Source organism: Arthrobacter sp. BK1 (assembly GCF_056680055.1).
This window is the reverse complement of the sequence record NZ_CM155263.1, coordinates 2,557,765-2,579,375: the sequence shown is the minus strand read 5'-3', so window position 1 is coordinate 2,579,375 and position 21,611 is coordinate 2,557,765. Positions and strand designations below refer to the sequence as shown.

Below are 21,611 nucleotides of genomic sequence, written 5' to 3'. Positions count from 1 at the left end.
GTCATGGACCCGCTGGCCCTGACCCTCATTGAACTGGGGGCCGTTGTGTTCTGCCTTGGCCTCCTGGCCAGGCTGGCCGGACGGATCGGAATGTCACCCATCCCCCTGTATCTCGTTGGCGGGCTCGCCTTCGGCGCAGGCGGCGTGGTCAAGCTCGAAGGTATGCAGGAATTCGCACATCTCTCCGGTGAGATCGGTGTGATCCTCCTGCTGCTTATGCTCGGTTTGGAATATACGGCTGCGGAACTTTTCACCGGCCTGCGCAGATCCTGGCAGGCCGGTGTTCTTGACCTCGTGCTGAATTTCGTGCCGGGGGCCGCTCTGGCTTTCCTGCTCGGCTGGGGTCTCGTGGGCGCCATGGTCATGGGCGGCGTGACTTACATTTCGTCTTCCGGAATTGCCGCCAAGGTCATCACGGACCTGGGCCGGATCGGTAACCGCGAAACCCCGGTGGTGCTGTCCATCCTGGTGTTCGAGGACCTGGCCATGGCCTTGTACCTTCCGATCCTGACGGCCACGTTGTCCGGCGTGAGCTTCCTGGGCGGGCTGACCACCGTGGGCATTTCCCTGGCCGTGGTCACCGTGGTCCTGGTCGTGGCCCTCCGGCACGGCCACCACGTGTCCAAGGCCGTGCACAGCGAAAACTCCGAAGTCTTCCTGCTCAACCTGCTCGGCGCCGCATTGCTCGTGGCCGGCGTCGCGTCGGCCATGCAGGTCTCGGCGGCGGTTGGCGCGTTCATGCTCGGCATCGCCATCTCCGGGGCCACAGCCCACAGCGCCACCCGGATCCTTGAGCCGCTGCGGGACCTTTTTGCAGCCATCTTTTTTGTTGCCTTCGGGCTCAACACTGACCCGTCGTCCATTCCTCCCGTGCTGGGCTGGGCGCTGATCCTGGCCGTCGTCACTGCAGCCACCAAAATGGTCACCGGCATCTGGGCCGCCAAACGGGCCGGCATTGCCCGGCCCGGCCGTTTCCGTGCCGGCGCTGCACTGATTGCACGCGGCGAGTTCTCGATCGTCATCGCGGGGCTGGCCGTGGCCTCCGGCGTTGTGCCGGACGAGCTCGCTGCCATGGCCACCGCATACGTCCTCCTGATGGCCATCATCGGTCCGCTGGCCGCCCGCTACGTGGAGCCGGCCGTGAAGGCGTTCCCCTGGCCGGTCCGCGTAGCCCCCCAGACCTAGCGTCCCCCGCACCCACCCTGCCTGCCCGTCCCGCACCCACCACACATCCAGTGGCTACGTCCCGGCTCTTTGGCGGCCGGTTGGGCGCCTGGGGAGTCTCATGACCGGGAGTCAGCGCCAAGATCCCACCCCTCGATGAGACGTCAGACCTCGGTGCGGTGGAAATTCAGGTGGCTGCGGCTGGCTGTCGGCCCGCGCTGGCCCTGGTAGCGGTTGCCGTACTCACCCGAACCGTAGGGGAATTCGGCGGCCGAGGTCAGCCGGAAGAAGCACAGCTGGCCGATCTTCATTCCCGGCCACAGCTTGATGGGCAGGGTGGCCATGTTAGACAGCTCCAGGGTCACGTGCCCGGAAAATCCGGGATCGATGAACCCTGCGGTGGAGTGGGTCAGCAGGCCAAGGCGGCCCAGCGAAGACTTGCCTTCGAGCCGGGCGGCAATATCGTCGGGCAGGGTGACTGTTTCATAGGTGGAGCCCAGGACGAACTCGCCGGGGTGGAGGATGAAAGGCTCACCAGCCTCAACCTCTACGAGCCGGGTCAGCTCCGGCTGCTCCTCCGCAGGGTCAATATGCGCGTACTTGTGGTTGTCGAAAAGCCGGAAGAACCGGTCGATCCGCACGTCCACCGAGGATGGCTGAACCATCACGGGATCGTACGGTTCAAGAACAATCCGTTGGGAGTCAATTTCGGCACGTATGTCGCGGTCAGAGATCAGCACGCCTCCCAAATTACTATGCGTTGTCCACAGCGCCCATTCTTTCGTTGTTGCTGTCACCCAGTGGGGCTAATGTTGCCTCAGATGTAAGCCGCCGGATGGTCTCCCGGTTGGTCCAACTGCACAAAGCTGGGGATGAATGTGAGAAAATTTGCGGCGCCCGCCGTTGTGGCTGTCCTGTGCGCGCTCTCGCTCGTGTCCCCGGCCGCCGGCTTTCACGCCGGCCTCCCCGACAAGAAGCCGGCAGCCCAGGCTGCGGGAGCAACGGGTCCGAGCGCAGTCACGCTGGGTCCGGCGGCTGCAGCGGGCGACGACGGCGGTGCAGCGGGCGCTGACGGCGGCGGATCGCCGCTCGCCCCGGCCGTGGAACCGTTGATCACCCCGGCGTCGCCGGCCGTTGGCCAGGACACGTCCCCGACCACCACGGAGCCGTTGGCGGCCCCCACCGCATTGGCAAGCACCAGCGAACAGGTTGCGCCTGAGCCGCCGTCCATCCCGCCGCTTTGGGCGCCGGAAGCCGAACTGTCCCAGCCGGTAAACAGGTCTGCGGCGGAATCCGGGGTTGCCACGGAGTCACTCAGCACTGAGGCCCTGGTGCCGGACAGCAACTCGGCCGCCATCCTCACGGTTTTCAATAAGATCAACGAATACCGGGCAGCGAACAGCCTGGCGCCCGTCAAGTACCACGCCACTGTGGCAGGCATGGCCCAGGAATGGTCCAACAACATCGCCACCCGCGAAGTCATCGAACACCGTGCAAGCTTCTGGACGGATCCCCGTGCCCTCAGCCCCAGCAGCGCCGGCGAGGTCATCGCCGTCCGTTGGGACAGGGAAGCCGCCCAGTTGGTGGAATGGTGGAAGACCTCCCCCGGCCACAATGCCATGCTGCTGGACCCGCGGTTCAACGTCATGGGCGCCGGTATCACCTATACCGACGGCAACTGGCAGACCACCCCTAACCGCTACACGCTCTGGGGCGTGGTGAACTTCTTTGGCTACACCAACCTCCCGGCAGGCACCGTCACGTCGCCCGGCGGCAGCTCAACCGGCGGGAACGCGTTCCCGCCGGTTGAGGCGAGTCTCTGCGACCCGGCCGTCAGGCACATGCCGCCCACATCGGATCTGAGCAGCGCGGCCATTACCAGCGCCGCCGACCTCGTCTCCATCACCACCGGCGGCGAACTCATCAACCGGCCCTCGACCGGGAACCGGACCTACGGCCCAGCCAGGGTCATACACTCCTTCTTCAGCGGCGCCAAGGAAGTCTTTGTCACCGACTGGGACCGCAACGGCGCCTACGACATCCTTGCCCAGTGGAATGACGGCCGTCTCACGCTTCATCCGGGGGCCGCCGGCGGAGGCTTCGGGGCTCCGGTCACACTCGGCCAGTCCGGTTGGGCCGCCATGACCCTGGCCGTCGGCGGCTGGTGCGCCAACAACCGGCTGCCCCAGCTCGTAGCCCTCGACACCAGCGGCAACCTCTGGCTCTACCCCAACGTTGGCCTGACCGACATGTCCTCGCGCACGCTGATGGCCAGCGGGGTTGCCGCCACCAGGCTGAGCATGGTGGATTACGACGCCGACGGCTTCCAGGACCTCCTGGCGATAAGGGGCGACGGCGTTGTGCAGCTTTACCGGGGAGCGGGCGCCGTGGCGCCCCGCGCCGAAGCCCGGCCCACTGTGGCCACCGGCTGGGGCGACGTCACCGGGATCAGGCCGCTGCGCGACGTCACCGCGCTGAATTCCACCGGGGTGGCCTTGCGCCGGGCCAACGACGTCGTGCAGTACTGGGACCTGAGCGGCGGAACCCTGGCGGCGGCGTCGAACATTTCCGGAAGCTGGGCTGGCCAGAGGCTGGCACAGTAACCCAACGGGCCTAAGCGGCCGAGCGCAGCTCCAGCACATCCTTGAGGCGCATCAGCTGGGCCACTTCGGCCTTCATGGTGCGCTGGAAGCGGATGTTCATGAGGCCGAGCAGGCCTTTGGGCTGGTATTCGAGCGCGAACCGGACCCTGGTCCCGCCCTGTTCCGTGCTCAGGTAGTAGCCGCCCGCGGGCTGCGCAGGGCCGGCAATCACCTTGAATTGGATCTCCGCCCCGGGCCTGGCGTGCGTGATTTCGAAATCTGCCTGGACAGGCAGGCCTGCCCGCCCGGTCATCGTCTGCTGGTAAACGGCACCCTTGGTCCCGGCTACGCCGGAAAGCAGGGCGATGGTGCGGATGCCCCGGCGCCACTGGGGCAGGTTCATTCCGTCGATCAGGAAGTTGTAAACCGCCATGGCGTCACGGCGGATAAGCACTTCGTGCTCTGCAAATGCCATGGGAGTCCTTCGGTCAGCGGCAGGTCGGCGTTGGTAGCCCGCCCCACCCCCATGACACTGCAGCTAACGGGTTCAGAGTAGCCATCCGGCCCGGCCCGGACCTAGCCACAGGCGGTGGCGTTATGGAACAGTTATTGGATGACGCGGCCGCTTGGGGCTGCTCTCCCGGACACGGCCCGCACAGGCGTCGCACGTTGCAGGGGAGGCCGCGCATCTGCGCTAAGCTAAGTTCTGCCCCGATCACATGGGGGCGACGCGGCTGTAGCTCAATGGTAGAGCGCTAGCTTCCCAAGCTTGATACGCGGGTTCGATTCCCGTCAGCCGCTCCAGCGCCACCGGTCCCCACGTCAGTCACCTATCCGTTCCTGGCCTTCCTCACCCCTCGCTCCACTGCCTTTTTCAGCGCGGCCAGCCGGGCGGCTTCCAGCTTCCGGTAGGCACCGTCTTTGGCGGCGGAAAAGATGCGCCCGAGACCCTTCGGCTCGTACTGCGCGGTCACAGTCATCCGCGTGCTGTCAGCGACCGGATACAGGACGTAGGAACACGTTATGGTTTCGCCGCCGCCCACGGCTGTCTCGGTCCAGGACCGCTCCGACACCTGGTCCTGAAACTCGAGGACGTGTCCTTCCTGGCCGGGCACGGCCGCCCGGGCCCGCGCATCCACGCAGAACGCATAAACCTCTAGACGTCCGCAGGGGATGAGGACGGTGCTTTCAACCGTGATGGTTCCCATGGTGCTGTTCCCGTAATTCCGCAAGGCCTGCCCGGCGCAGTGCCCAGAGCGTCATTTTCACACCGGTAGGGTGCCGGCACAATGATCGCCGCGCTGAACGCTCCGTGCCGGATTCACGCCGGATTCCGGGCGCCGGTTTCCCGCGGCCCGTTAGGTGCCGGCGTGTATGGTCGGAAGTCAGGAACCTCTTCGGTTCCGCTACAGGAGCAATCATGGCTGACAAGTCCCCCCGTCAAGCAGCATCCGCAAAATCAGGTAAATCCATCAAGGAAAAGCGCGCCGACAAGAGGGCCGCTTCCTCGCCGGCCAGCTCCGTGGACGCCACGCCCAGCAAGGCCGCCAAAAAGAAGTGAATGAGCAGCAGACCCAGCTGAGCCTGGGCGTCCTGGCCTCCACGCGGAAACCGGACGAACTCCGTCTCCCCATCCATCCTCTGCATTTCGAGCGGATTGCCCCCGAACTGCGCCGGCGCATCATCCTGGAGCAGGGCTACGGCGAGCGGTTCGGCGTCTCCGATGACCACCTTTCAACCCTCGTGGGCAAAATGGCCACCAAGGAAGCGCTCCTGGCGGAGGCCGACGTCGTCCTCCTGCCCAAACCGCAGCCGGAAGACCTCGCAGAGCTGCGCGACGGCCAGGTCCTGTGGGGCTGGCCGCACTGCGTCCAGGACCGTGCCATCACCCAGCTGGCCATCGACAAGAAGCTCACGCTGATTGCGTTCGAGGCCATGAACCACTGGGCCAGCGACGGCGGTTTCGGCCTGCACGTGTTCCACAAGAACAACGAGCTCGCAGGGTACTGCTCGGTCCTCCATGCCCTGGCGTTGACCGGTTCAACGGGCGACTACGGACGAAGGCTCAGTGCAGTGGTGATCGGCTTCGGCGCCACGGCACGCGGAGCCGTGACCGCGCTTAACGCCCATGGCATTCATGACGTGCAGGTGCTGACCAACCGCGGCGTTGCCGCCGTGGGAGCCCCGATCCACTCGGTGAACATCGTGCAGTTTGATCACGACGCCGAGGCCCCCTTCCTGAGCCAGGTCATCACCGAGCGGGGCCGGGTTCCGCTGGCGCCGTTCCTGGCCGAGAGCGACATCGTGGTCAACTGCACGCTGCAGGACCCCAACAACCCGCTGACTTATCTGCGGACCGAGGACCTGGCGGCATTCAGCCCCGGCAGCCTGATCGTCGACGTTTCCTGCGACGAAGGCATGGGCTTCAGCTGGGCGCGTTCCACCACCTTTGCCGAGCCCATGTTCACGATCGGCGACCACATCAACTACTACGCGGTGGACCACAGCCCGTCCTACCTCTGGAACTCCTCCACCTGGGAAATCAGCCAGGCGCTGCTGCCGTTCCTCGAGACGGTCATCAGCGGACCGGCGGCCTGGGACGGCAACGAGACCATCTCCCGGGCCATCGAGATCCGCGACGGCGTGGTCCGGAATAACGATGTGCTGGAGTTCCAGAAGCGCGGGGCGGAGTACCCCCACCCCGCACTGTAATTCCTGCGGCAGCGGTGGTGGGCGCCCGTCATTCTGCTGGCGGGCTGCACCGCCGTCGCCCTCCGCCACCAGCCGGCCCCGTTAGGCGGCCGCCGCCCGGCTCACGATGCGCACCGGGTGCCGCCGGTCTTTCAGGTTCACCCTGAGCCCCAGCGCGCCCTTGCGGGCAAGTACGACGCCCACTGTCAGGGCGGCGAGCGCCGGCACCCCGCCGGAAACGAAGAGGGCAACGTGGGGATCCACGTTTTCGGCAATCCAACCGAGCATGGGCCCGCCGATGGCCTGGCCGCCGATCAGCACCATGATGTACAGGCTCATGACGCGGCCGCGGATGCCCATGTTGGAGCTGATCTGGACCAGCTGGTTGGAGCCGGTGAGGAACATCAGGCACCAGAAGCCGGACATCACCATCACCACTCCGAACCAGACCATGGACGGGGCGAACGCGGCCAGGCACAGCATCACGCCGTACATTCCCGCGCAAAACACCACGGACCGCAGCCGCAGCTGCCGGCGCCGGGTGGACGCGACAGCACCGGCCAGGGCGCCCAGGGCCACAAGGGCGTTCAGCAGGCCGTAGCCGCCGGCGCCGACGTCGAACACCCGGTCCGCGAAGGCAGCCAGCAGCACGGGCAGGCTCATGGCGAACACTGCGATGAACCCTGCCATCAGCCACGGCCAGTAAATGGTGGGCTTGCTGAGGGCGTACTGCAGCCCTTCGCGCAGCATGCCCTTCTTCTTGGGCGCCGGCCTGCTGATGAACAGCCGGTCCTTGCGCAGGAGCAGCAGCATGGTCACCGTGGAGCAGCACGCCAGCGCATTCGCGGCAAAGGCCCAGCCTGCGCCGACGGCGGTGAGCAGCAGTCCCGCCAGCGCCGGGCCGATCAGCCCGCCCAGCTGGAAGGTGGTGGAGTTGACGCTGATGGCATTGCGCAGGTATTTCGGGCCCACCAGCTCGTTGACGAACACCTGCCGCGCAGGCTGGTCCAGCACGGTGACCAGGCCCAGCACCAGCGCAATGACGTACACGTGCCAGACTTCCACCGCGCCGCTGAGGGCAAGAACGGCGAGTGCCGCCGCCAGCACGCCGGCCATGGACTGGCACAGGATGAGGATCTTCCGCTTGGCGAACCTGTCAGCCATCATCCCGCCCCACGGGCCGAGGAGCAGCGACGGCAGGAACTGCAGCGCCACCGTGATGCCAACGGCGGTGACGGAGCCGGACAGTTCCAGCACCAGCCAGTCCTGGGCGATCCTCTGCATCCAGAGCGCGATCACAGCAACGAAGTGGCCGATCGCAAAGATCCGGAAGTTGGGGACCTTCAGGGAGATGAAGGTGTGCCGCCAGGGGAGGCGTTCACTGACGACGGCGATGGGCTGGGTTTGGGATGAAGCGGAGTCGATGACGGGCTGGCTGACGGTTGCCGATGAAAGCGGTGGGGGTGCCACAGAGATGTCCTCAGGGAAGCGGGCGGTCCGGGATGACTCCAACGCTAAGCTGATCAGGAGCGATTATGCAGGTCTATCGAGACTATAACTAGCATTGCAATACGTAATAAGATCCGATTTCAGGCCCCGGCAGCCCAAGGAGACCCCGTGTTCGAACCCGCCCAGCTCCGCTCCTTCCTTGCCGTGGCGGAGACGCTGAGCTTTACCAAGGCCGCCGAACGGCTGGGACTGGCACAGCCCACCGTCAGCCAGCACGTCCGCAAGCTGGAGCAGGCCGCCAAGCGGGTCCTCATCACCAGGGACACCCGCGACGTCCGCCTGACTGACAACGGGGATGCCATGGCCGGCTTTGCCCGCACCATCCTGTCGGCGCACGATGCCGCGGCCCGGTACTTCTCCGGGTCGGCGATGCGCGGACGGCTGCGCTTCGGCACCGCCGATGACCTTGCCATCACAGGACTTCCCCGGATTCTGCGCGAGTTCCGGCAGGTCTATCCCCAGATCAACCTCGAGCTGACGGTCGGCCAAAGCGACCAGCTGTACCGGAAGCTCAACGCGGGCCAGCTGGACCTCGTGTTCGTCAAGTGGGTGGCGGGAGTCAAGGACGGCACAGTGGTCCAGCACGATTCCTTCTCCTGGGTGGGGCTGGAGCAGACGTCCCTTGAACCGGGGGATCACGTGCCGCTGATCGCCTACCCCTCCCCCAGCCTGAGCCGGAAACTGGCCATCGATGCCCTCGAATCCCACGGCCGGACGTGGCGGATCACCTGTACCACGCGGCAGATCAGTGGGGTCCTGGCGGCACTCCGGGCCGGTATCGGGATCGCTGTTATGCCGACGTCGCTCGTTCCCGAAGATCTGAAGATCATTACCCGCCGGTTCGATCTGCCGCCGGTGGGCGACGTTGATTTCACCCTGATCCGCAACCCTCTGGCCAACGCTGAGGTGATCGATGCACTGACCCAGGCCATCGTGGGCAGGACCCTCAAGAAGTCAGCCTGACAGTGCCCGAGACCCCGGCGGGGGTTGCTCAAACCATTGTAGAAAAAGCCCGCCTCGCCTATGCTGGTTTATCCATGGGGTCAAGCAGTGGCCGGTTCAAACCGTACGAGCGCGCCCTGCAACCCATGGGCTGGCCGCGCTCGGGATAGGCAGCCAATGACGACAGCCGAGAACACCCATTTTTACCCCGCCTTAACGCGCACGCACCACCCGGTGCGTCCTCTGGTCACCCACCATTCGGGTCACAGCTCGATCACTTCCAGGGCGGAGCCCGAGTTCGTCAGCAAGCCGACGTGCGATAAGTGCGGCACGGACGAGTTTATCTATCTGGAGTCGTACATTCCACCGGTTTACCGGCGTGACGGGGCGGTCAGGACACTGGGCGAAGTCGCCTACACCTGCACCCGTTGTGAAGAATTTTCCGCCCACAGCGTTCCCGCCTCGTGGGCTCCCCCGGGCTGGTATCTGGGGTGACTACTAAGGTCTCCTGCCGCGCCGCAGCTATTAGCTGAAGCGCAGCCCCATCCGACAACAGCGAAAGGCCCGGCGGCTGAACAAGGTGGCAGCCGGGCCTTTCGCTGTGTCATCGGTGATCTGACGAAACAGTGTTCACGCTCAGATCAGGGCATCGGAAAGGTGGTTCGGAGTTCCGAAGCGGTGGGCTGTGATGCTGATGGCCTGCTCGTGCAGGAACGGCAGCAGTTCAACGTGCCCCGCTTCGGTGACCGGGTGGGAGTACACGGCCAGGTCCGGCCGGCCGTCCGTTGCCTCTGCCAGGGCGGTGGCGTCCCCGCCGATCAGCCGGATCCGGGCGCCGGACAGCTTGCCCGCCGCGGCGACCCGGGCTGCGGTTGCCAGCCATTCGGCGTCGGACTCCACTGCAACGTTGATGTCCAGTCCGGTGAACACGGCGCGCAGCTGGGCAGGAAGCTCGACGGCGGCGGAGACCGTCAGTGCCGAACCGGCCAGGATGCCGGCGGCCACGGTCCGGGCCAGGTGTCCCAGCGGGGCACCTTCGGAGAGCCGGATGGTGACCGGAAGGGGACGGTAGCGGAAGATGTTCCGCTCCGCGCTCAGGCCGGAGACGTCCTTGGCGGTACCGAATTCATCGGCCCAGGCCTGGGCGTCCGAGGCCAGTGAGCGCTGCAGGGACTCAAGCTCGGCCGGCTGCAGGGCGCTGGCTGCGGCGTTGAGGATCCGGCGGACCCCCGGATTGGCGGGCGTTGCCGAGGATGTGGCTTCGCTGCTGACCCAGTGGCCGAGGCCGGCCAGGTAATTGGGTCCGCCCGCCTTGGTGCCGGCGCCCACTGCGGACTTCTTCCAACCGCCGAAGGGCTGGCGCTGCACGATGGCCCCGGTGATGCCGCGGTTCACGTACAGGTTTCCGGCCTGGATGCTGTCGAGCCAGATGCCCAGCTCGTCAGGGTTCAGGGAGTGCAGGCCGGCGGTGAGGCCGTATTCGATCTGGTTCTGCATAGCGATGGCCTCTTCCAGGGTGTCAGCGGTCATCACGCCAAGGACCGGTCCAAAGAACTCGGTGAGGTGGAAGTAGGACCCGCGGCGGACGCCATGGCGCACGCCCGGGCTCCACAGGCGGCCGGTGCCGTCCAGCTTCTTCGGTTCCACGGCCCAGTTTTCGCCTTCGCCGAGGGAGGTGAGCGCGTTGAGGAGCTTGCCGTTGGCGGGCTCGATGATCGGGCCCATCTGGCTGGTGGGGTCCTCCGGGTAGCCAACCTTCAGTGAGGTGACGGCGTCCACCAGTTGGTTGTGGAAGCGCTTGGACCTGGCAACGGAGCCCACCAGGATCACCAGTGAGGCTGCGGAGCACTTCTGGCCGGCGTGGCCGAACGCGGAGTAGGCCACGTCCTTGGCTGCCAGATCCAGGTCGGCACTGGGGGTGACGATGATGGCGTTTTTGCCGCTGGTCTCGGCGAGGAGCGGCAGGTCCTTGCGGAAGGAGCGGAACAGCTCGGCGGTCTCGTAACCGCCGGTGAGGATCACACGGTCCACGGCTGGGTGCGAGATCAGCTGCTTGCCCAGTTCCCGCTCGCCCAGCTGGACCATGGTCAGCACGTCCCGCGGAACACCGGCTTCCCACAGGGCTTCGATCATCACGGCGCCGCTGCGGCGGGCCTGCTTGGCAGGCTTGATCACGACCGCGGAGCCGGCGGCGAGTGCCGCGAGGGTGGACCCTGCGGGGATGGCGACCGGGAAGTTCCACGGGGGGGTCACCACGGTGAGCTTGGCCGGAACGTACGTGGCGCCGTCGACCTTTTCCAGCTTGCGGGCCGATTCTGCGTAGTAGTGGGCAAAGTCCACGGCCTCGCTGACCTCGGGATCGCCCTGGTCGATGGTCTTGCCGGTTTCGCTGGCCATGACCTCGAGGAGATCGGCGCGGCGGGCTTCCAGGACGTCGCCGGCGCGGTGCAGGATCTCGGCTCGCTCGTCGCCGGACAGTGCACCCCAGGCCTTGCCCTTTTCAACGGCAGTTTCGATCACGGAGTTGAGGGTTGCCTCGTCCGCGATGGTGGCTGCTTCCACGGCGGCGTTGCCCAGGGTGGAGGACGGGACGCGGCCCAGGATGGCCCGGCCCCAGTCCCGGTTGGCGGGCAGTGAGGGATCCGTGTCCGGGGTGTCCTTGAACGAATCGTGCGGCAGGGGCTGCGGCGGGAGGTTGCGGTTCTGCTGCCGGTTCGCCGGGGGGACGGCGTCGTCGAGCGTGTCCAGGGAGGCGAGGAAGCGCTGCTTCTCCCGCTCGAAGAGGACTTCGTTTTCGCTCAGCTCGAACACTGCGGACATGAAGTTGTCCTGGCTGGCGCCCTCTTCGAGGCGGCGGATCAGGTAGGCGATCGCGACGTCGAACTCGGCCGGGTGCACCACGGGGGTGTAAAGCAGGAGGGAGCCGACGTCCCTCTTGACAGCTTCGGCCTGGCCCTGCGCCATGCCGAGCAGCATCTCGAACTCGATGCCGGATTCCACGCCGCGCTGCTTGGCCAGGAGCCAGGCGAAGGCGATGTCGAACAGGTTGTGGCCGGCCACGCCGATGCGGATGTTTTTGATCCGGTCCGGGTGCAGCGAGTAGTTGATGACCCGCTTGTAGTTGGTGTCCGAATCCTGCTTGGTGTGCCAGGTGGCCAGCGGCCAGTCGTGGAGTGAGGATTCCACCTGCTCCATGGGCAGGTTGGCGCCCTTGACCACGCGGACCTTGATGGCGGCACCGCCGTTGGCGCGGCGTTCCGCGGCCCATTCCTGGAGGCGGATCATGGCGGAGAGGGCGTCCGGGAGGTAGGCCTGGAGCACGATTCCGGCCTCCAGGTCCTTGAACTCGGGCTTGTCCAGGATCCGGGTGAAGACCGCGATGGTCATGTCCAGGTCCTTGTATTCCTCCATGTCCAGGTTGATGAACTTGGCTTTCCCTCCGTCGCGGGCGAAGGAAGCTGCGCGGGTGAACAGCGGCGTGAGCTTTTCCACGACGTGCTCCACGGCCTCGTCGAACGCCCAGGCGGAGTGCGGGGCCACGGTGGAGGAGACCTTGATGGAGACGTAGTCAACGTCCGGGCGGGCCAGGAGGGTGTGGGTGCCCTCGAGCCGGCGGGAGGCCTCGTGCTCGCCGAGGACTGCTTCACCGAGGAGGTTGACGTTGAGCTTGATGCCATCCTTGCGGATCTTGGCGATGGCCGGGCCGAGCTTGGCGTCGGTGGCGTCCACGATCAGGTGGCCCACCATTTCGCGGAGGACCCGGCGGGCGATCGGGATGACAACCTGCGGCAGGACCGGGGCCATGGTGCCGCCGAGCTGGACAGCACTGCGCATGTACCAGGGCAGGAACGCCGGAACCTTGGGGGCCAGTGCGGCGAGGTTGCGTGCGGCGACGTTCAGGTCCTCGGGGCGGACGACGCCGTCGACGAAGCCCACCGTGAAGTCCAGGCCGTTCGGGTCCTTCAGGACGCCGGCGAGCTGCTGCGCGGAAGCATCGACGGGAACCTTCGAAGCTTCAGTGAGCCAGCGGCGGACCAGCGCGATGGTTTCCGCTGCCAGGGCGCGCGCCTGGGGCACGTCAACGTCGGCAGTGCGGGGCGCCGGGCCGGCGTTCACACCGGGTTCGATTGCAGTGTTGGTCATGGCTGGCTCTCGTTCTTTCTTCGGCAATGTTGGGGTCTTATTCATCAGTATGAGCCTGCGATCACATAAGATAAAGCGATGTTTTCTGAGCAATACAGGTTAGAAAACCCAACCTTTTCGGCGACGCTCTCTCACTCCCTGCACCCTCCCACCCGACGCTCTCTCACTTAATGCGGGAAAAACGGAAACGCTCTCTCACTTTCCTCAAGAAAGTGAGAGAGCGTCCGGGTTTAGGCGACGTTAAGTGAGAGAGCGTTTGGGTCAGGCGAGGGGGCGGTGCATCTCCACAATTTCCTCGTGGCGCGGGCTGTTGGGGTTCATCAGCGAGTGCTTCTTGCCGTAGAAGAAGTAGATGGCCAGGCCAATGACCAGCCACACACCGAACCGCACCCAGGTCTCCCAGTGCAGCTGGAACATCAGGAAGGCCGAGGCCAGGACGCCGAAGGCGGGAATAAAGGGCATCAACGGCAGGCGGAAGGTACGGGGCGCATCGGGCTTCTTGTAGCGGAAGACAATGACTGAGAAGCAGACGACGACGAACGCGGCCAGGATGCCGATGTTTGTGAGGTCCGCGACTTCCTTGATGGGGAACACGCCGGCCAGAAGGGCGGAAGCTACGCCGGCGATCCAGGTGACGCGCTGCGGCGTGCCGTGCCGGTCGGTCTTGGAAAACCAGCCCGGCAGGAGTCCGTCACGGCTCATGGAGAACCAGACCCGGGTAACGCCCAGGAGGAACGTCAGCATCACTGTCAGGATGGACAGAACCGCGAAAACAGAAATGATGGTGGCGATAACCGGCAGGCCTACTCCGGTGAAGGCGGAGGCAAAGCCCGCCTTGGGGTCAATGTCCTTGTAGTTCTGCATGCCGGTCAGCACCAGCGTCGCGGCAACGTAGAGCAGCATGGCAATGATCAGGGACAGGATGATGGCCTTGGGCATGTGCTTCTTGCCGTCCGTCGCCTCTTCGGCCGCCGTACTCATGGCGTCGTAGCCAAACACCGCGAAGAACACGGTGGCAGCGCCGGCCAGCACGGGGCCGAATCCGCTCGGCATAAACGGGTTGTAGTTGTTGGTGTCGATGTAGAAGATGCCAAGACCGATGATGAAAAGGATCAGGATGACCTTGATGGCAACGGCCACCAGTTCGAACCGGCCAAAGGCCTTGGTCCCGCGGGAGAGGATCCACGTCACGATCAGGCAGACGACGATCGCGGGGATGTTGACGATGCCGCCCTTGCCCTCATCGGGCGTGGAGGTCATCCAGACGGGCATGTGGATGCCCAGGCCCGAAAGGAAGGCATCGAAGTATCCCGAGATGCCGATGGCCACCACGGCCACAATCGCAATGTATTCGAGCAGCAGGTCCCAGCCGATGAACCAGCCGATCACCTCGCCAAGCGCCACGTAGCCGTATGTGTAGGCCGAACCCGCGCGGGGGATCATGCCTGCGAATTCGGCATAGGACAGGGCTGCCGCGGCTGAGGCCAGGCCGGCAACCAGGAATGAAATCAACACGGCGGGCCCCACACCCGGAGTGTCTTCGCTACCAGCCGCCACCAGTCCGGCGAGGGAAAAAATGCCGACGCCGATGATGCCGCCGACGCCAATGGCGGTGAGCTGCCAGAGCCCGAGGGACTTGAACAGACCGCTGTGCTTGTTTTCTTCTTCGATGTCGTCAATGGGCTTGCGCCTCATGATCGACTGGGACATGTCTTTAGTGGTCATCAGGAACTCCTGCTTGGGGTGGGGGCCCGTCACGGCGGTCGCTGGCAGCACTTGTGACGGAGGCAACTCAGTCCCAACAGTATGCAAGCATGCTTGCATTAGATAAAGTGACTACTTCTAACCAATATTCATTAGATTCGGTAAGGAATTCCTCATGCTTGATGTTCGCCGCCTCAGGCTTCTCCGGGAATTGAAGATCCGGGGCACCCTTGCGGAGGTGGCAGACGCACTCCAGTACAGCCCGTCGTCGGTCTCTCAGCAACTGGCCCTGCTCGAGAAGGAAGTGGGCGTGGAGCTGCTCCGGAAAACCGGGCGGCGTGTACAGCTGACGCCCCAGGCCGAGGTCCTCGTGGCCCACACCGCCCAGCTGCTTGAGACCATGGAGCAGGCTGAAGCGGACCTCGCCGCCTCCCTCACCACCGTCACAGGTACGGTCCGGATAGCCGTGTTCCAGTCCGCAGCACTGGCGCTGATGCCCGATACCCTCACGCGCATGGGGGCGGCCTACCCGGAGGTGCGCATTGAAATGATCCAGCGCGAACCGGAAACCGCGCTGCACGAGACCTGGGCACGGGACTTTGACCTGGTGATCGCCGAACAGTATCCGGGCCACGCCGCCCCGCGCTACCCCGAACTGGACCGCATCAAGCTGACCACGGATGCCATCCGGCTTGCCGTTCCGCCAAGGTCTCCGGACCAGCCACCAATCACCTCGCTGGAGGACACGGCCGAGCTGCCGTGGGTGATGGAGCCCCGTGGTGCAGCCTCCCGGCACTGGGCGGAACAGGCCTGCCGCAGCGCAGGCTTCGAACCCGATGTCCGCTTCGAAACTGCGGACCTCCAGGCCCAGATGCGGCTGATTGAATCGGGAAATGCCGTGGCGCTGATGCCTGACCTTGTGTGGATTGGCCGCGGCACCACCGCCCAGCTGCTGGATCTGCCCGGCAATCCGCACCGCACTATTTTTACGTCGGTACGCCGTTCCAGTGCCCAGCGCCCAGCCATCCTGGCGGCCCGGGAGATGCTGGCTGCGGCGGCCGCATCCGTGGCGCAGACCGACGACGGCGGCGTCCCCACCGGGGATGCGTCCTAGCGTGGCCGGTTCCGGAACTGCCCGGCCGTAGTGTTCCCTGCGTCACTGCGCGATGCGGGGCCCGGCGCTAGACTGTGGCTGTTATGAATCGCACAATGTTCAAGTCCAAAATCCACCGGGCCACCGTCACGCACGCCGACCTGCACTATGTAGGTTCGGTCACCGTTGACCTGGACCTCCTTGATGCTGCCGATATCCTCCCCGGCGAGCTCGTGGCCATTGTGGACGTGACCAACGGTTCGCGGCTGGAGACGTACACCATCGCCGGCGAGCGCGGCTCGGGCGTCATCGGCATCAACGGCGCCGCCGCGCACCTGATGCACGAGAACGACATCGTCATCCTGATCACGTACGCCCAGATGACCACGGAAGAGGCTCAGTCCTACTCCCCGAAGGTTGTCCATGTGGACCGGGACAACAGGATTGTCCAGATCGGGAACGATCCGGCGGAGGGCCACACGCCCGGCCTGATGCGCCCGCCCTTCGCCCTGAACAACGCCGCACTGTAGCCGGAGCGTGAGTCCGGGCACCCATCACCGCCGAAGCTTCGGGGGTTCCTCTTGGTAGGCGTGCTGCAGGGCTTCTTTGTGGTCTGGTTCATCATCCTGGTGGGCTGGTTTGTGGGCCGGCAGCGGATTCTTGGCGAGAATGGCCGCCAGGTCCTGAGCGGACTGACCTTCTTCGTTGCAAGCCCGGCCCTGCTGTTTGAGACCCTCAGCAAGGCTGAGCTGAATGCAGTCTTCGCGGAACCACTGCTGGTGACCGCCGTGGCTGCCTTTGGCAGCGCCCTGGTCTTCTTTGCGATCGTGAAGTTCTGGCTGAAACGGGCGCTGCCGGAAGCGCTGATGTCCTCGATGGCGGCCTCCCTGGTCAACTCCGCCAACCTGGGCATCCCCATCGCCATCTACGTTCTTGGTGACGCCAGCTACGTGGCTCCATTGCTGATCTTCCAGCTGGCCTTCTTCTCACCGCTGTTCCTGATGTTCCTGGATGCCAGCACCAGCTCACACCGCACCACACCGCTGGGGTTCGTCCTGATGATCCTGCGGAATCCCATGATCGTCGGCGCCGGTTTGGGCCTTCTGGTGGCGGGTACCGGCTGGGAGATTCCGGAGCTGGTCCTGGAGCCCATCCACCTGATCGGCGGCGCCGCGATCCCTGCCATGCTGATCGCGTTCGGCATGAGCCTTAACGGTGGCAGGCCGTTGCAGGCTGCCGCCGGCAGACGCTTCGATACGGTCCTGGCAAGCACCTTCAAGCTGGTGGTCCAGCCAGCCATGGCCTACGTCTTTGCACGCTTTGCCCTGGGCATGGAAGGGCACGCGTTGTTTGCTGTGGTGGTCATTTCCTCCCTACCCACAGCGCAGAACGTCTTTGTTGCCGCCAGTCGCTACAACACCGGGCTAACCGTAGCCAAGGACACCGTCCTGATCACCACAGTGGTGGCGGTACCAGCGATGATCGGCGTAGCCCTCCTGCTCAACTGAACCACCCACCAGGACTTGTGCCGGCTCGGCAACCTCAAGGCACGCGCTCTTAAGGCGATTCGGAGGCCGTATCAGGGTCGAACGTCTGCCGGGAGGGGTCGCCGGAGACGGGGGTGGCGGGCATCGCCATCACCGCGGCCACGGCGAGGACAGCACAGACGAGGACGCTCAGGAAGACGGCCCCGGACGCTGCCACAACGTTCGACCCACCCTCCGCACCGCCGGACGGGCCTGCGTAGACGGCGTTGGCGACGGCGCCGAAGGCAGCCACCCCCAGTGCACTGCCGATGGAGCGGGCGAAGAGGTTGGTGCTGGTGACCACACCGCGCTCGTTCCACGGAACGCTGGACTGCGCTGCGATCAGGGTAGGAGTCGCCACCAGGCCCAGGCCGAGCCCGACGACGAAGCAGCTGCCCGCCACCAGCGCCACGTTGGGTGTGGCCGAGGTGAATGCGAGGAGCGCCACCCCGAGGACGGTGACGCTGATGCCGATCAGGGCCGTGGACTTGAAGCCGATCCGCAGGTAGAACCGGCCCGCCTGCGAGGCGCTGATCGGCCAGCCGACGGTCAGGGCTGCGAGGGCCAGACCGGCAACCAGCGGGGACGTTGACAGGGCCCCGTCCAGGAACGTGGGCACGTAGGAGGTCAGTCCGATCATTACCGTTCCCACACCGAAGGAGACCAGGGCGGTGGTGCCGAGCAGCCGCCGCGATACAACGTACGGCGGAAAGACAGGCTCGGCTGCCCGCCGCTCAACCAGGATAAACAGGAAAAGAAGGACGGCCCCCGAGGCGAAGATGCCGATGCTGAGGGGCGAGTCCCAGGCCCAGCTGTGCCCGCCCTGGAGCGCGCCGAGGATGAGTAGGGTCAGCGAGGCAGCCAGCAGGACAGCGCCTGCATAATCCACCTTGTGCTTGGCCGGTTCCACGTTCTCGTGGAGGGTCCGCACCAGCATCCATCCCGCCAGCAGGCAGAGCGGGACGTTGACCAGGAAGATCCCGCGCCAGGCTCCCAGGGAGGCGAAAATTCCGCCGAGGCTCGGTCCCACAACGGACGACGCCGCCCAGACACTCGCCAGATAGCCTTGGACTTTCGCGCGTTCCTCGAGCGAATAGATGTCACCGGCGATGGTGATGGACACGGGCAGCACGGCTCCGGCACCCAGGCCCTGCAGCGCCCGGAAGGCAATGAGGGCAGGCATGCTCCAGGCGAGGCCGCAGAGGATGGAACCAAGGAGGAAAAGCCCGATGCCGGCCAGGATGATCGGTTTGCGGCCGGCCATATCGGAAAGCTTCCCGTAAATGGGCACCGAGACAGCCTGGGCCAGCAGGTATGCGGAGAAGAGCCATGGAAAAGACGAGAACCCGCCAATGTCAGCCACAATCGAGGGTACGGCTGTGGCCACGATGGTTGCATCAATGGCCACAAGCCCGGTGGCCAGCATGAGGGCAATTAGGATCGGGCCGCGTTCGGAGCGGAATCCCACGGGATTGGCCTCTGTTGTCATCGTTCCACTCTAGGACGGAACGATGCGGCACCTAGTTCTGCGTCCGCGGCTCCTGCCTGTCCTGGTGCCCGTCCAGGAGCCGGGCGCAGCGGATGAAGCCCAGGTGCGAGTATGCCTGGGGGTGGTTTCCAAGGTGTGTTTCCGTGCTGGGATCGTATTCCTCGGGCAAAAGCCCCGTAGGTCCGAACAGGTTCACCAGCTGATCGAACAGGTCCCAGGCCTCTTCTATCCTGCCCACGGCAACGTACGCCTCAATCAGCCAGGTGGTGCAGATGTGGAAGCCGCCCTCCAAACCCGGCAGACCGTCGTCGTACCTGTACCGGAACACGGTCGGCCCCACCCGGAGTTCCCGTTCCACCGCCGTCACGGTATCCAGGAAGCGCTGGTCGGTCACGTCCAGCAGGCCGGACAGGCCGATATGCAGGACGGCGGCATCCAGGTCCGGGCTGTCATACGCCACGGTGTATGACCTGGCGGAGTCATCCCAGCCTTCGCGCAGGACTTCCTCCCGGATGGTGCGGGCCGTGGGCTCCCAGGAGGGCTCCGGCTCCCTGCCGTGCCGGGCTGCGGTGCGGAGTGCCCGGTCCAGGGTTACCCAGCACATCACTTTGGTGTAGACGTGATGCCGTGGGGGACGGCGGGCTTCCCAGATGCCATGGTCGGGTTCGTGCCAGCGGGCCAGCACAGCGGCCGCCATCTGCACCATCAGCTCCCAGTGGTCATCCGCGAGGGTCCCGTGCCGTTCGCTGACGGTGTGGATCAGCTCCGCGATGGGGCCGAAGACATCCAACTGGACCTGATGGTCCGCAGCGTTGCCGATCCGGACGGGCCGGGAGCCCGCGTACCCGGGCAGGCTGTCGACGACGGCTTCGGTGGACAGCGGCGCACCCGTGACCGAATACAGCGGGTGCAGCCATTCCGGGCCGGGCGCATGCTCGAGGATGCGGCCCAGCCAGCCCAGGAATCCGGCCGCTTCCGTGGTGGACCCGAGGTCCACCAGCGCGTTCACGGTCATGGAACCGTCGCGCAGCCAGCAGTACCGGTAATCCCAGTTCCGCGTTCCGCCGATTCCTTCCGGCAGCGACGTGGTGGGGGCGGCCAGCACGGCACCGGTAGGCTCGTGCACCAGGGCACGGAGGACCAGCGCAGAGCGGCGGACCAGCGATGGTTTCACCGAGGGAAGCTCGAGATCCCGTACCCAGCGCCGGGAATGATGGGCTACCCCGGCGCGCCGATCGGTCTCCCCGCCGGGATCCGCCAGCTGCGGTTCGGTATCACCGCAGCGCAGGTTAAGGACCACTGGCCCGTCCTGCAGGTTGACCGACGCCATGGCTGTGGCATGGCGGCCGTCCGAGGTGATGGTGAAGCTGACGCCCGGGGCGAACAAAATGATGGGATCCGATGTGCCCACCACGTGGAGTTCGTCGCCGCGGGCCTCCATGCTGAACGGGGCGTTGGCGTAGTCCGGGCGCGGCGCAAAAACGATCTTGGCGCCGCCGGTGCCGGAGAGCACGCGGACCAGGCTGGTGATGCCCTCGGGCGCCGGCTCGAGGTAGTCCGTGACCGTGACGTCCGCCCAGCGGGTCTCCACAATCATGGTGCTGTCCACATACCGTTGGCCGAGCACCTGGGAGGGCTTGACCGGTTCCACCGTGAAGTGCCCTGCGGCGTCCCCGCCCAGGATGTGCGCGAACAAAGAGCCTGAATCCGGCAGCGGGTGGCTCATCCAGCAGATCTTGGCATCCGGGGTGACCAAAGCGGTGGAAGATCCGTTGCCGATCATCGAGTGCCGCTCGAGCCCCACGGCGTCCTCACCGAAGAGCCACGCGCGCCGCAGTTCGAAGAGCATGGCCAGGACCCGGGCGAATGATTCCGGGTCCCGCAGCCGGTGGGCGGCCTTGGTGTCCCCGGGCCCCACGCGCAGGCCCATGTCCGGACCGCGGAGCGTGGCGATGGCCAGCTCGTCGCTGTAGGCATCCCCGGCGTACAGGGCAGCGCTGGCGCCAAGCCGGGACCTGAGGCTTTCGAGTGCGTCCGCCTTGGACGGCTCCACCACGGAGAGGTCCAGCACGGAGCCGTCCACGATGAAGAACAGGCCGTGGGCCTTGGCGATGTCCCGCGCCGTTTTGGTGACGGTCTTCACCACGTCAGCTGTGGCCGGCCGGGTGTGTATGGAGACAGCCACTGGTTTACGTTCGATCCAGATGCCCGGGTGGAAGCCCACGGCCTCGGACAGTGCTGCACTGACTTTTTGAAGGGTAGCTTCGGTGGCAAGGGATTGGACGTGGGCGTAACCCATGTCCGACTCGGCACCGTGCGAACCGATGAGGTGCACTTCGGCGGGAAGCCGGGATACCGCGGCGAGGTCACGCAGTGAGCGTCCGGAGATGACGGCAGCGTGTGTATTGGGCAGTGCGGCCAGAGCACGCAAGGCGATGGCGGCGCTGCCCAACGGGAGCGTTTCCGTGGAGATGCCTTCGGCGTCGCACAAGGTTCCGCCATAGTTGCACGCCACGAGCAGGCCGGGAACGCGGGCCAGGACCTTGAGCTCTGCAAGCAACGAGGGGGTGAAGCCTTCGTCGGCTGCGTCGGACTGGACGAACGCGCGGAGCAGACCCAAGGGCAGTGACTTGGTCAGGAGCGCGGAATCGGCCACGCTCTGGTTGAGCGGTGTAGGCATTTGCATAACCCTTCACGCAGATTCCTGCCCGGAGCAGCAGCCGCTGGATCTTTCCTGGCGGACATCCGGGTGGTGCCCCGCTCGGGAA

General features: G+C 65.5%; 16 protein-coding genes and 1 tRNA gene. 9 read left to right on the top strand and 8 right to left on the bottom strand.

What is annotated here, in order from left to right:
* Positions 1-3: 3 nt before the first annotated feature.
* On the top strand, positions 4-1,185 hold the full coding sequence (locus AC1MCA_RS11670; RefSeq protein ID WP_479797217.1) for a cation:proton antiporter: 1,182 nt from the start codon (positions 4-6) through the stop codon (positions 1,183-1,185).
* Between the two features lie 143 nt (positions 1,186-1,328).
* Here AC1MCA_RS11670 and dcd read toward each other — a convergent pair whose 3' ends face one another.
* Positions 1,329-1,904, bottom strand: coding sequence for a dCTP deaminase (gene dcd / locus AC1MCA_RS11665; protein ID WP_108598069.1), 576 nt, complete (start codon positions 1,902-1,904; stop codon positions 1,329-1,331).
* Between the two features lie 132 nt (positions 1,905-2,036).
* Here dcd and AC1MCA_RS11660 point away from each other — a divergent pair, with 132 nt between their 5' ends.
* A complete protein-coding gene (locus tag AC1MCA_RS11660) occupies positions 2,037-3,767 on the top strand; it encodes a CAP domain-containing protein (protein WP_479797211.1) in 1,731 nt (576 codons plus the stop codon).
* 10 nt (positions 3,768-3,777) lie between these two features.
* Here AC1MCA_RS11660 and AC1MCA_RS11655 read toward each other — a convergent pair whose 3' ends face one another.
* A complete protein-coding gene (locus AC1MCA_RS11655) occupies positions 3,778-4,221 on the bottom strand; it encodes an SRPBCC family protein (RefSeq protein WP_479797208.1) in 444 nt (147 codons plus the stop codon).
* Between the two features lie 255 nt (positions 4,222-4,476).
* On the opposite strand from AC1MCA_RS11655, the gene AC1MCA_RS11650 reads away from it, so the two are divergent.
* Positions 4,477-4,550, top strand: a tRNA-Gly gene (locus AC1MCA_RS11650).
* 26 nt (positions 4,551-4,576) lie between these two features.
* Here AC1MCA_RS11650 and AC1MCA_RS11645 read toward each other — a convergent pair.
* On the bottom strand, positions 4,577-4,954 hold the full coding sequence (locus tag AC1MCA_RS11645; RefSeq protein ID WP_479797204.1) for an SRPBCC family protein: 378 nt from the start codon (positions 4,952-4,954) through the stop codon (positions 4,577-4,579).
* A 212-nt stretch (positions 4,955-5,166) separates the two neighbouring features.
* Here AC1MCA_RS11645 and AC1MCA_RS11640 point away from each other — a divergent pair, with 212 nt between their 5' ends.
* Positions 5,167-5,307 (top strand): hypothetical protein, encoded by a 141-nt coding sequence (locus AC1MCA_RS11640; protein ID WP_181365140.1) that lies wholly within the window; start codon positions 5,167-5,169, stop codon positions 5,305-5,307.
* The gene (locus AC1MCA_RS11635) at positions 5,304-6,458 is read left to right on the top strand and encodes a N(5)-(carboxyethyl)ornithine synthase (protein WP_108599122.1); all 1,155 of its coding nucleotides are present in this window, start codon (positions 5,304-5,306) and stop codon (positions 6,456-6,458) included. The genes AC1MCA_RS11640 and AC1MCA_RS11635 overlap by 4 nt, the downstream gene beginning before the upstream one ends.
* 81 nt (positions 6,459-6,539) lie before the next feature.
* On the opposite strand, the gene AC1MCA_RS11630 is transcribed toward AC1MCA_RS11635, so the two are convergent.
* A complete protein-coding gene (locus tag AC1MCA_RS11630) occupies positions 6,540-7,907 on the bottom strand; it encodes an MFS transporter (protein WP_479797196.1) in 1,368 nt (455 codons plus the stop codon).
* A 147-nt stretch (positions 7,908-8,054) separates the two neighbouring features.
* Between AC1MCA_RS11630 and AC1MCA_RS11625 the strand changes: the two genes are divergently transcribed.
* Complete coding sequence (locus AC1MCA_RS11625) at positions 8,055-8,909, top strand: LysR substrate-binding domain-containing protein (RefSeq protein ID WP_108599121.1); 855 nt, start codon at positions 8,055-8,057, stop codon at positions 8,907-8,909.
* Between the two features lie 615 nt (positions 8,910-9,524).
* Here AC1MCA_RS11625 and AC1MCA_RS11620 read toward each other — a convergent pair.
* Both AC1MCA_RS11620 and AC1MCA_RS11615 read right to left on the bottom strand, forming a co-directional pair.
* The gene (locus AC1MCA_RS11620) at positions 9,525-13,031 is read right to left on the bottom strand and encodes a bifunctional proline dehydrogenase/L-glutamate gamma-semialdehyde dehydrogenase (protein WP_479797194.1); all 3,507 of its coding nucleotides are present in this window, start codon (positions 13,029-13,031) and stop codon (positions 9,525-9,527) included.
* Between the two features lie 261 nt (positions 13,032-13,292).
* Positions 13,293-14,756, bottom strand: coding sequence for an amino acid permease (locus AC1MCA_RS11615; protein ID WP_479797191.1), 1,464 nt, complete (start codon positions 14,754-14,756; stop codon positions 13,293-13,295).
* Between the two features lie 154 nt (positions 14,757-14,910).
* Here AC1MCA_RS11615 and AC1MCA_RS11610 point away from each other — a divergent pair, with 154 nt between their 5' ends.
* The 3 genes from AC1MCA_RS11610 to AC1MCA_RS11600 all read left to right on the top strand — a co-directional run bounded on the left by AC1MCA_RS11610 (position 14,911) and on the right by AC1MCA_RS11600 (position 17,336).
* Complete coding sequence (locus tag AC1MCA_RS11610; RefSeq protein WP_479797186.1) at positions 14,911-15,849, top strand: LysR family transcriptional regulator; 939 nt, start codon at positions 14,911-14,913, stop codon at positions 15,847-15,849.
* Between the two features lie 83 nt (positions 15,850-15,932).
* Positions 15,933-16,358, top strand: coding sequence for an aspartate 1-decarboxylase (panD, locus tag AC1MCA_RS11605; RefSeq protein ID WP_479797183.1), 426 nt, complete (start codon positions 15,933-15,935; stop codon positions 16,356-16,358).
* 51 nt (positions 16,359-16,409) lie between these two features.
* Positions 16,410-17,336: an AEC family transporter gene (locus tag AC1MCA_RS11600; RefSeq protein WP_108600942.1), complete on the top strand. Its 927-nt coding sequence runs from the start codon at positions 16,410-16,412 to the stop codon at positions 17,334-17,336.
* Positions 17,337-17,385: 49 nt separating this feature from the next.
* Here AC1MCA_RS11600 and AC1MCA_RS11595 read toward each other — a convergent pair whose 3' ends face one another.
* Together AC1MCA_RS11595 and AC1MCA_RS11590 are read right to left on the bottom strand one after the other, a co-directional pair.
* Complete coding sequence (locus tag AC1MCA_RS11595) at positions 17,386-18,843, bottom strand: MFS transporter (protein WP_479797179.1); 1,458 nt, start codon at positions 18,841-18,843, stop codon at positions 17,386-17,388.
* Positions 18,844-18,874: 31 nt separating this feature from the next.
* Positions 18,875-21,523, bottom strand: coding sequence for a trehalase-like domain-containing protein (locus AC1MCA_RS11590; RefSeq protein WP_479797175.1), 2,649 nt, complete (start codon positions 21,521-21,523; stop codon positions 18,875-18,877).
* Positions 21,524-21,611: the final 88 nt, after the last annotated feature.

What these genes read in the sequence shown, in the direction of transcription:
- AC1MCA_RS11670 (WP_479797217.1), top strand. Translation starts at nt 4, where the DNA reads ATGGACCCGCTGGCCCTGACCCTCATTGAACTGGGGGCCGTTGTGTTC.
- AC1MCA_RS11660 (WP_479797211.1), top strand. Translation starts at nt 2,037, where the DNA reads ATGAATGTGAGAAAATTTGCGGCGCCCGCCGTTGTGGCTGTCCTGTGC.
- AC1MCA_RS11590 (WP_479797175.1), bottom strand. Translation starts at nt 21,523, where the DNA reads ATGCCTACACCGCTCAACCAGAGCGTGGCCGATTCCGCGCTCCTGACC.
- AC1MCA_RS11610 (WP_479797186.1), top strand. Translation starts at nt 14,911, where the DNA reads ATGCTTGATGTTCGCCGCCTCAGGCTTCTCCGGGAATTGAAGATCCGG.
- AC1MCA_RS11655 (WP_479797208.1), bottom strand. Translation starts at nt 4,221, where the DNA reads ATGGCATTTGCAGAGCACGAAGTGCTTATCCGCCGTGACGCCATGGCG.
- AC1MCA_RS11640 (WP_181365140.1), top strand. Translation starts at nt 5,167, where the DNA reads ATGGCTGACAAGTCCCCCCGTCAAGCAGCATCCGCAAAATCAGGTAAA.
- panD (WP_479797183.1), top strand. Translation starts at nt 15,933, where the DNA reads ATGAATCGCACAATGTTCAAGTCCAAAATCCACCGGGCCACCGTCACG.
- AC1MCA_RS11595 (WP_479797179.1), bottom strand. Translation starts at nt 18,843, where the DNA reads ATGACAACAGAGGCCAATCCCGTGGGATTCCGCTCCGAACGCGGCCCG.
- AC1MCA_RS11615 (WP_479797191.1), bottom strand. Translation starts at nt 14,756, where the DNA reads ATGACCACTAAAGACATGTCCCAGTCGATCATGAGGCGCAAGCCCATT.
- AC1MCA_RS11620 (WP_479797194.1), bottom strand. Translation starts at nt 13,031, where the DNA reads ATGACCAACACTGCAATCGAACCCGGTGTGAACGCCGGCCCGGCGCCC.
- AC1MCA_RS11645 (WP_479797204.1), bottom strand. Translation starts at nt 4,954, where the DNA reads ATGGGAACCATCACGGTTGAAAGCACCGTCCTCATCCCCTGCGGACGT.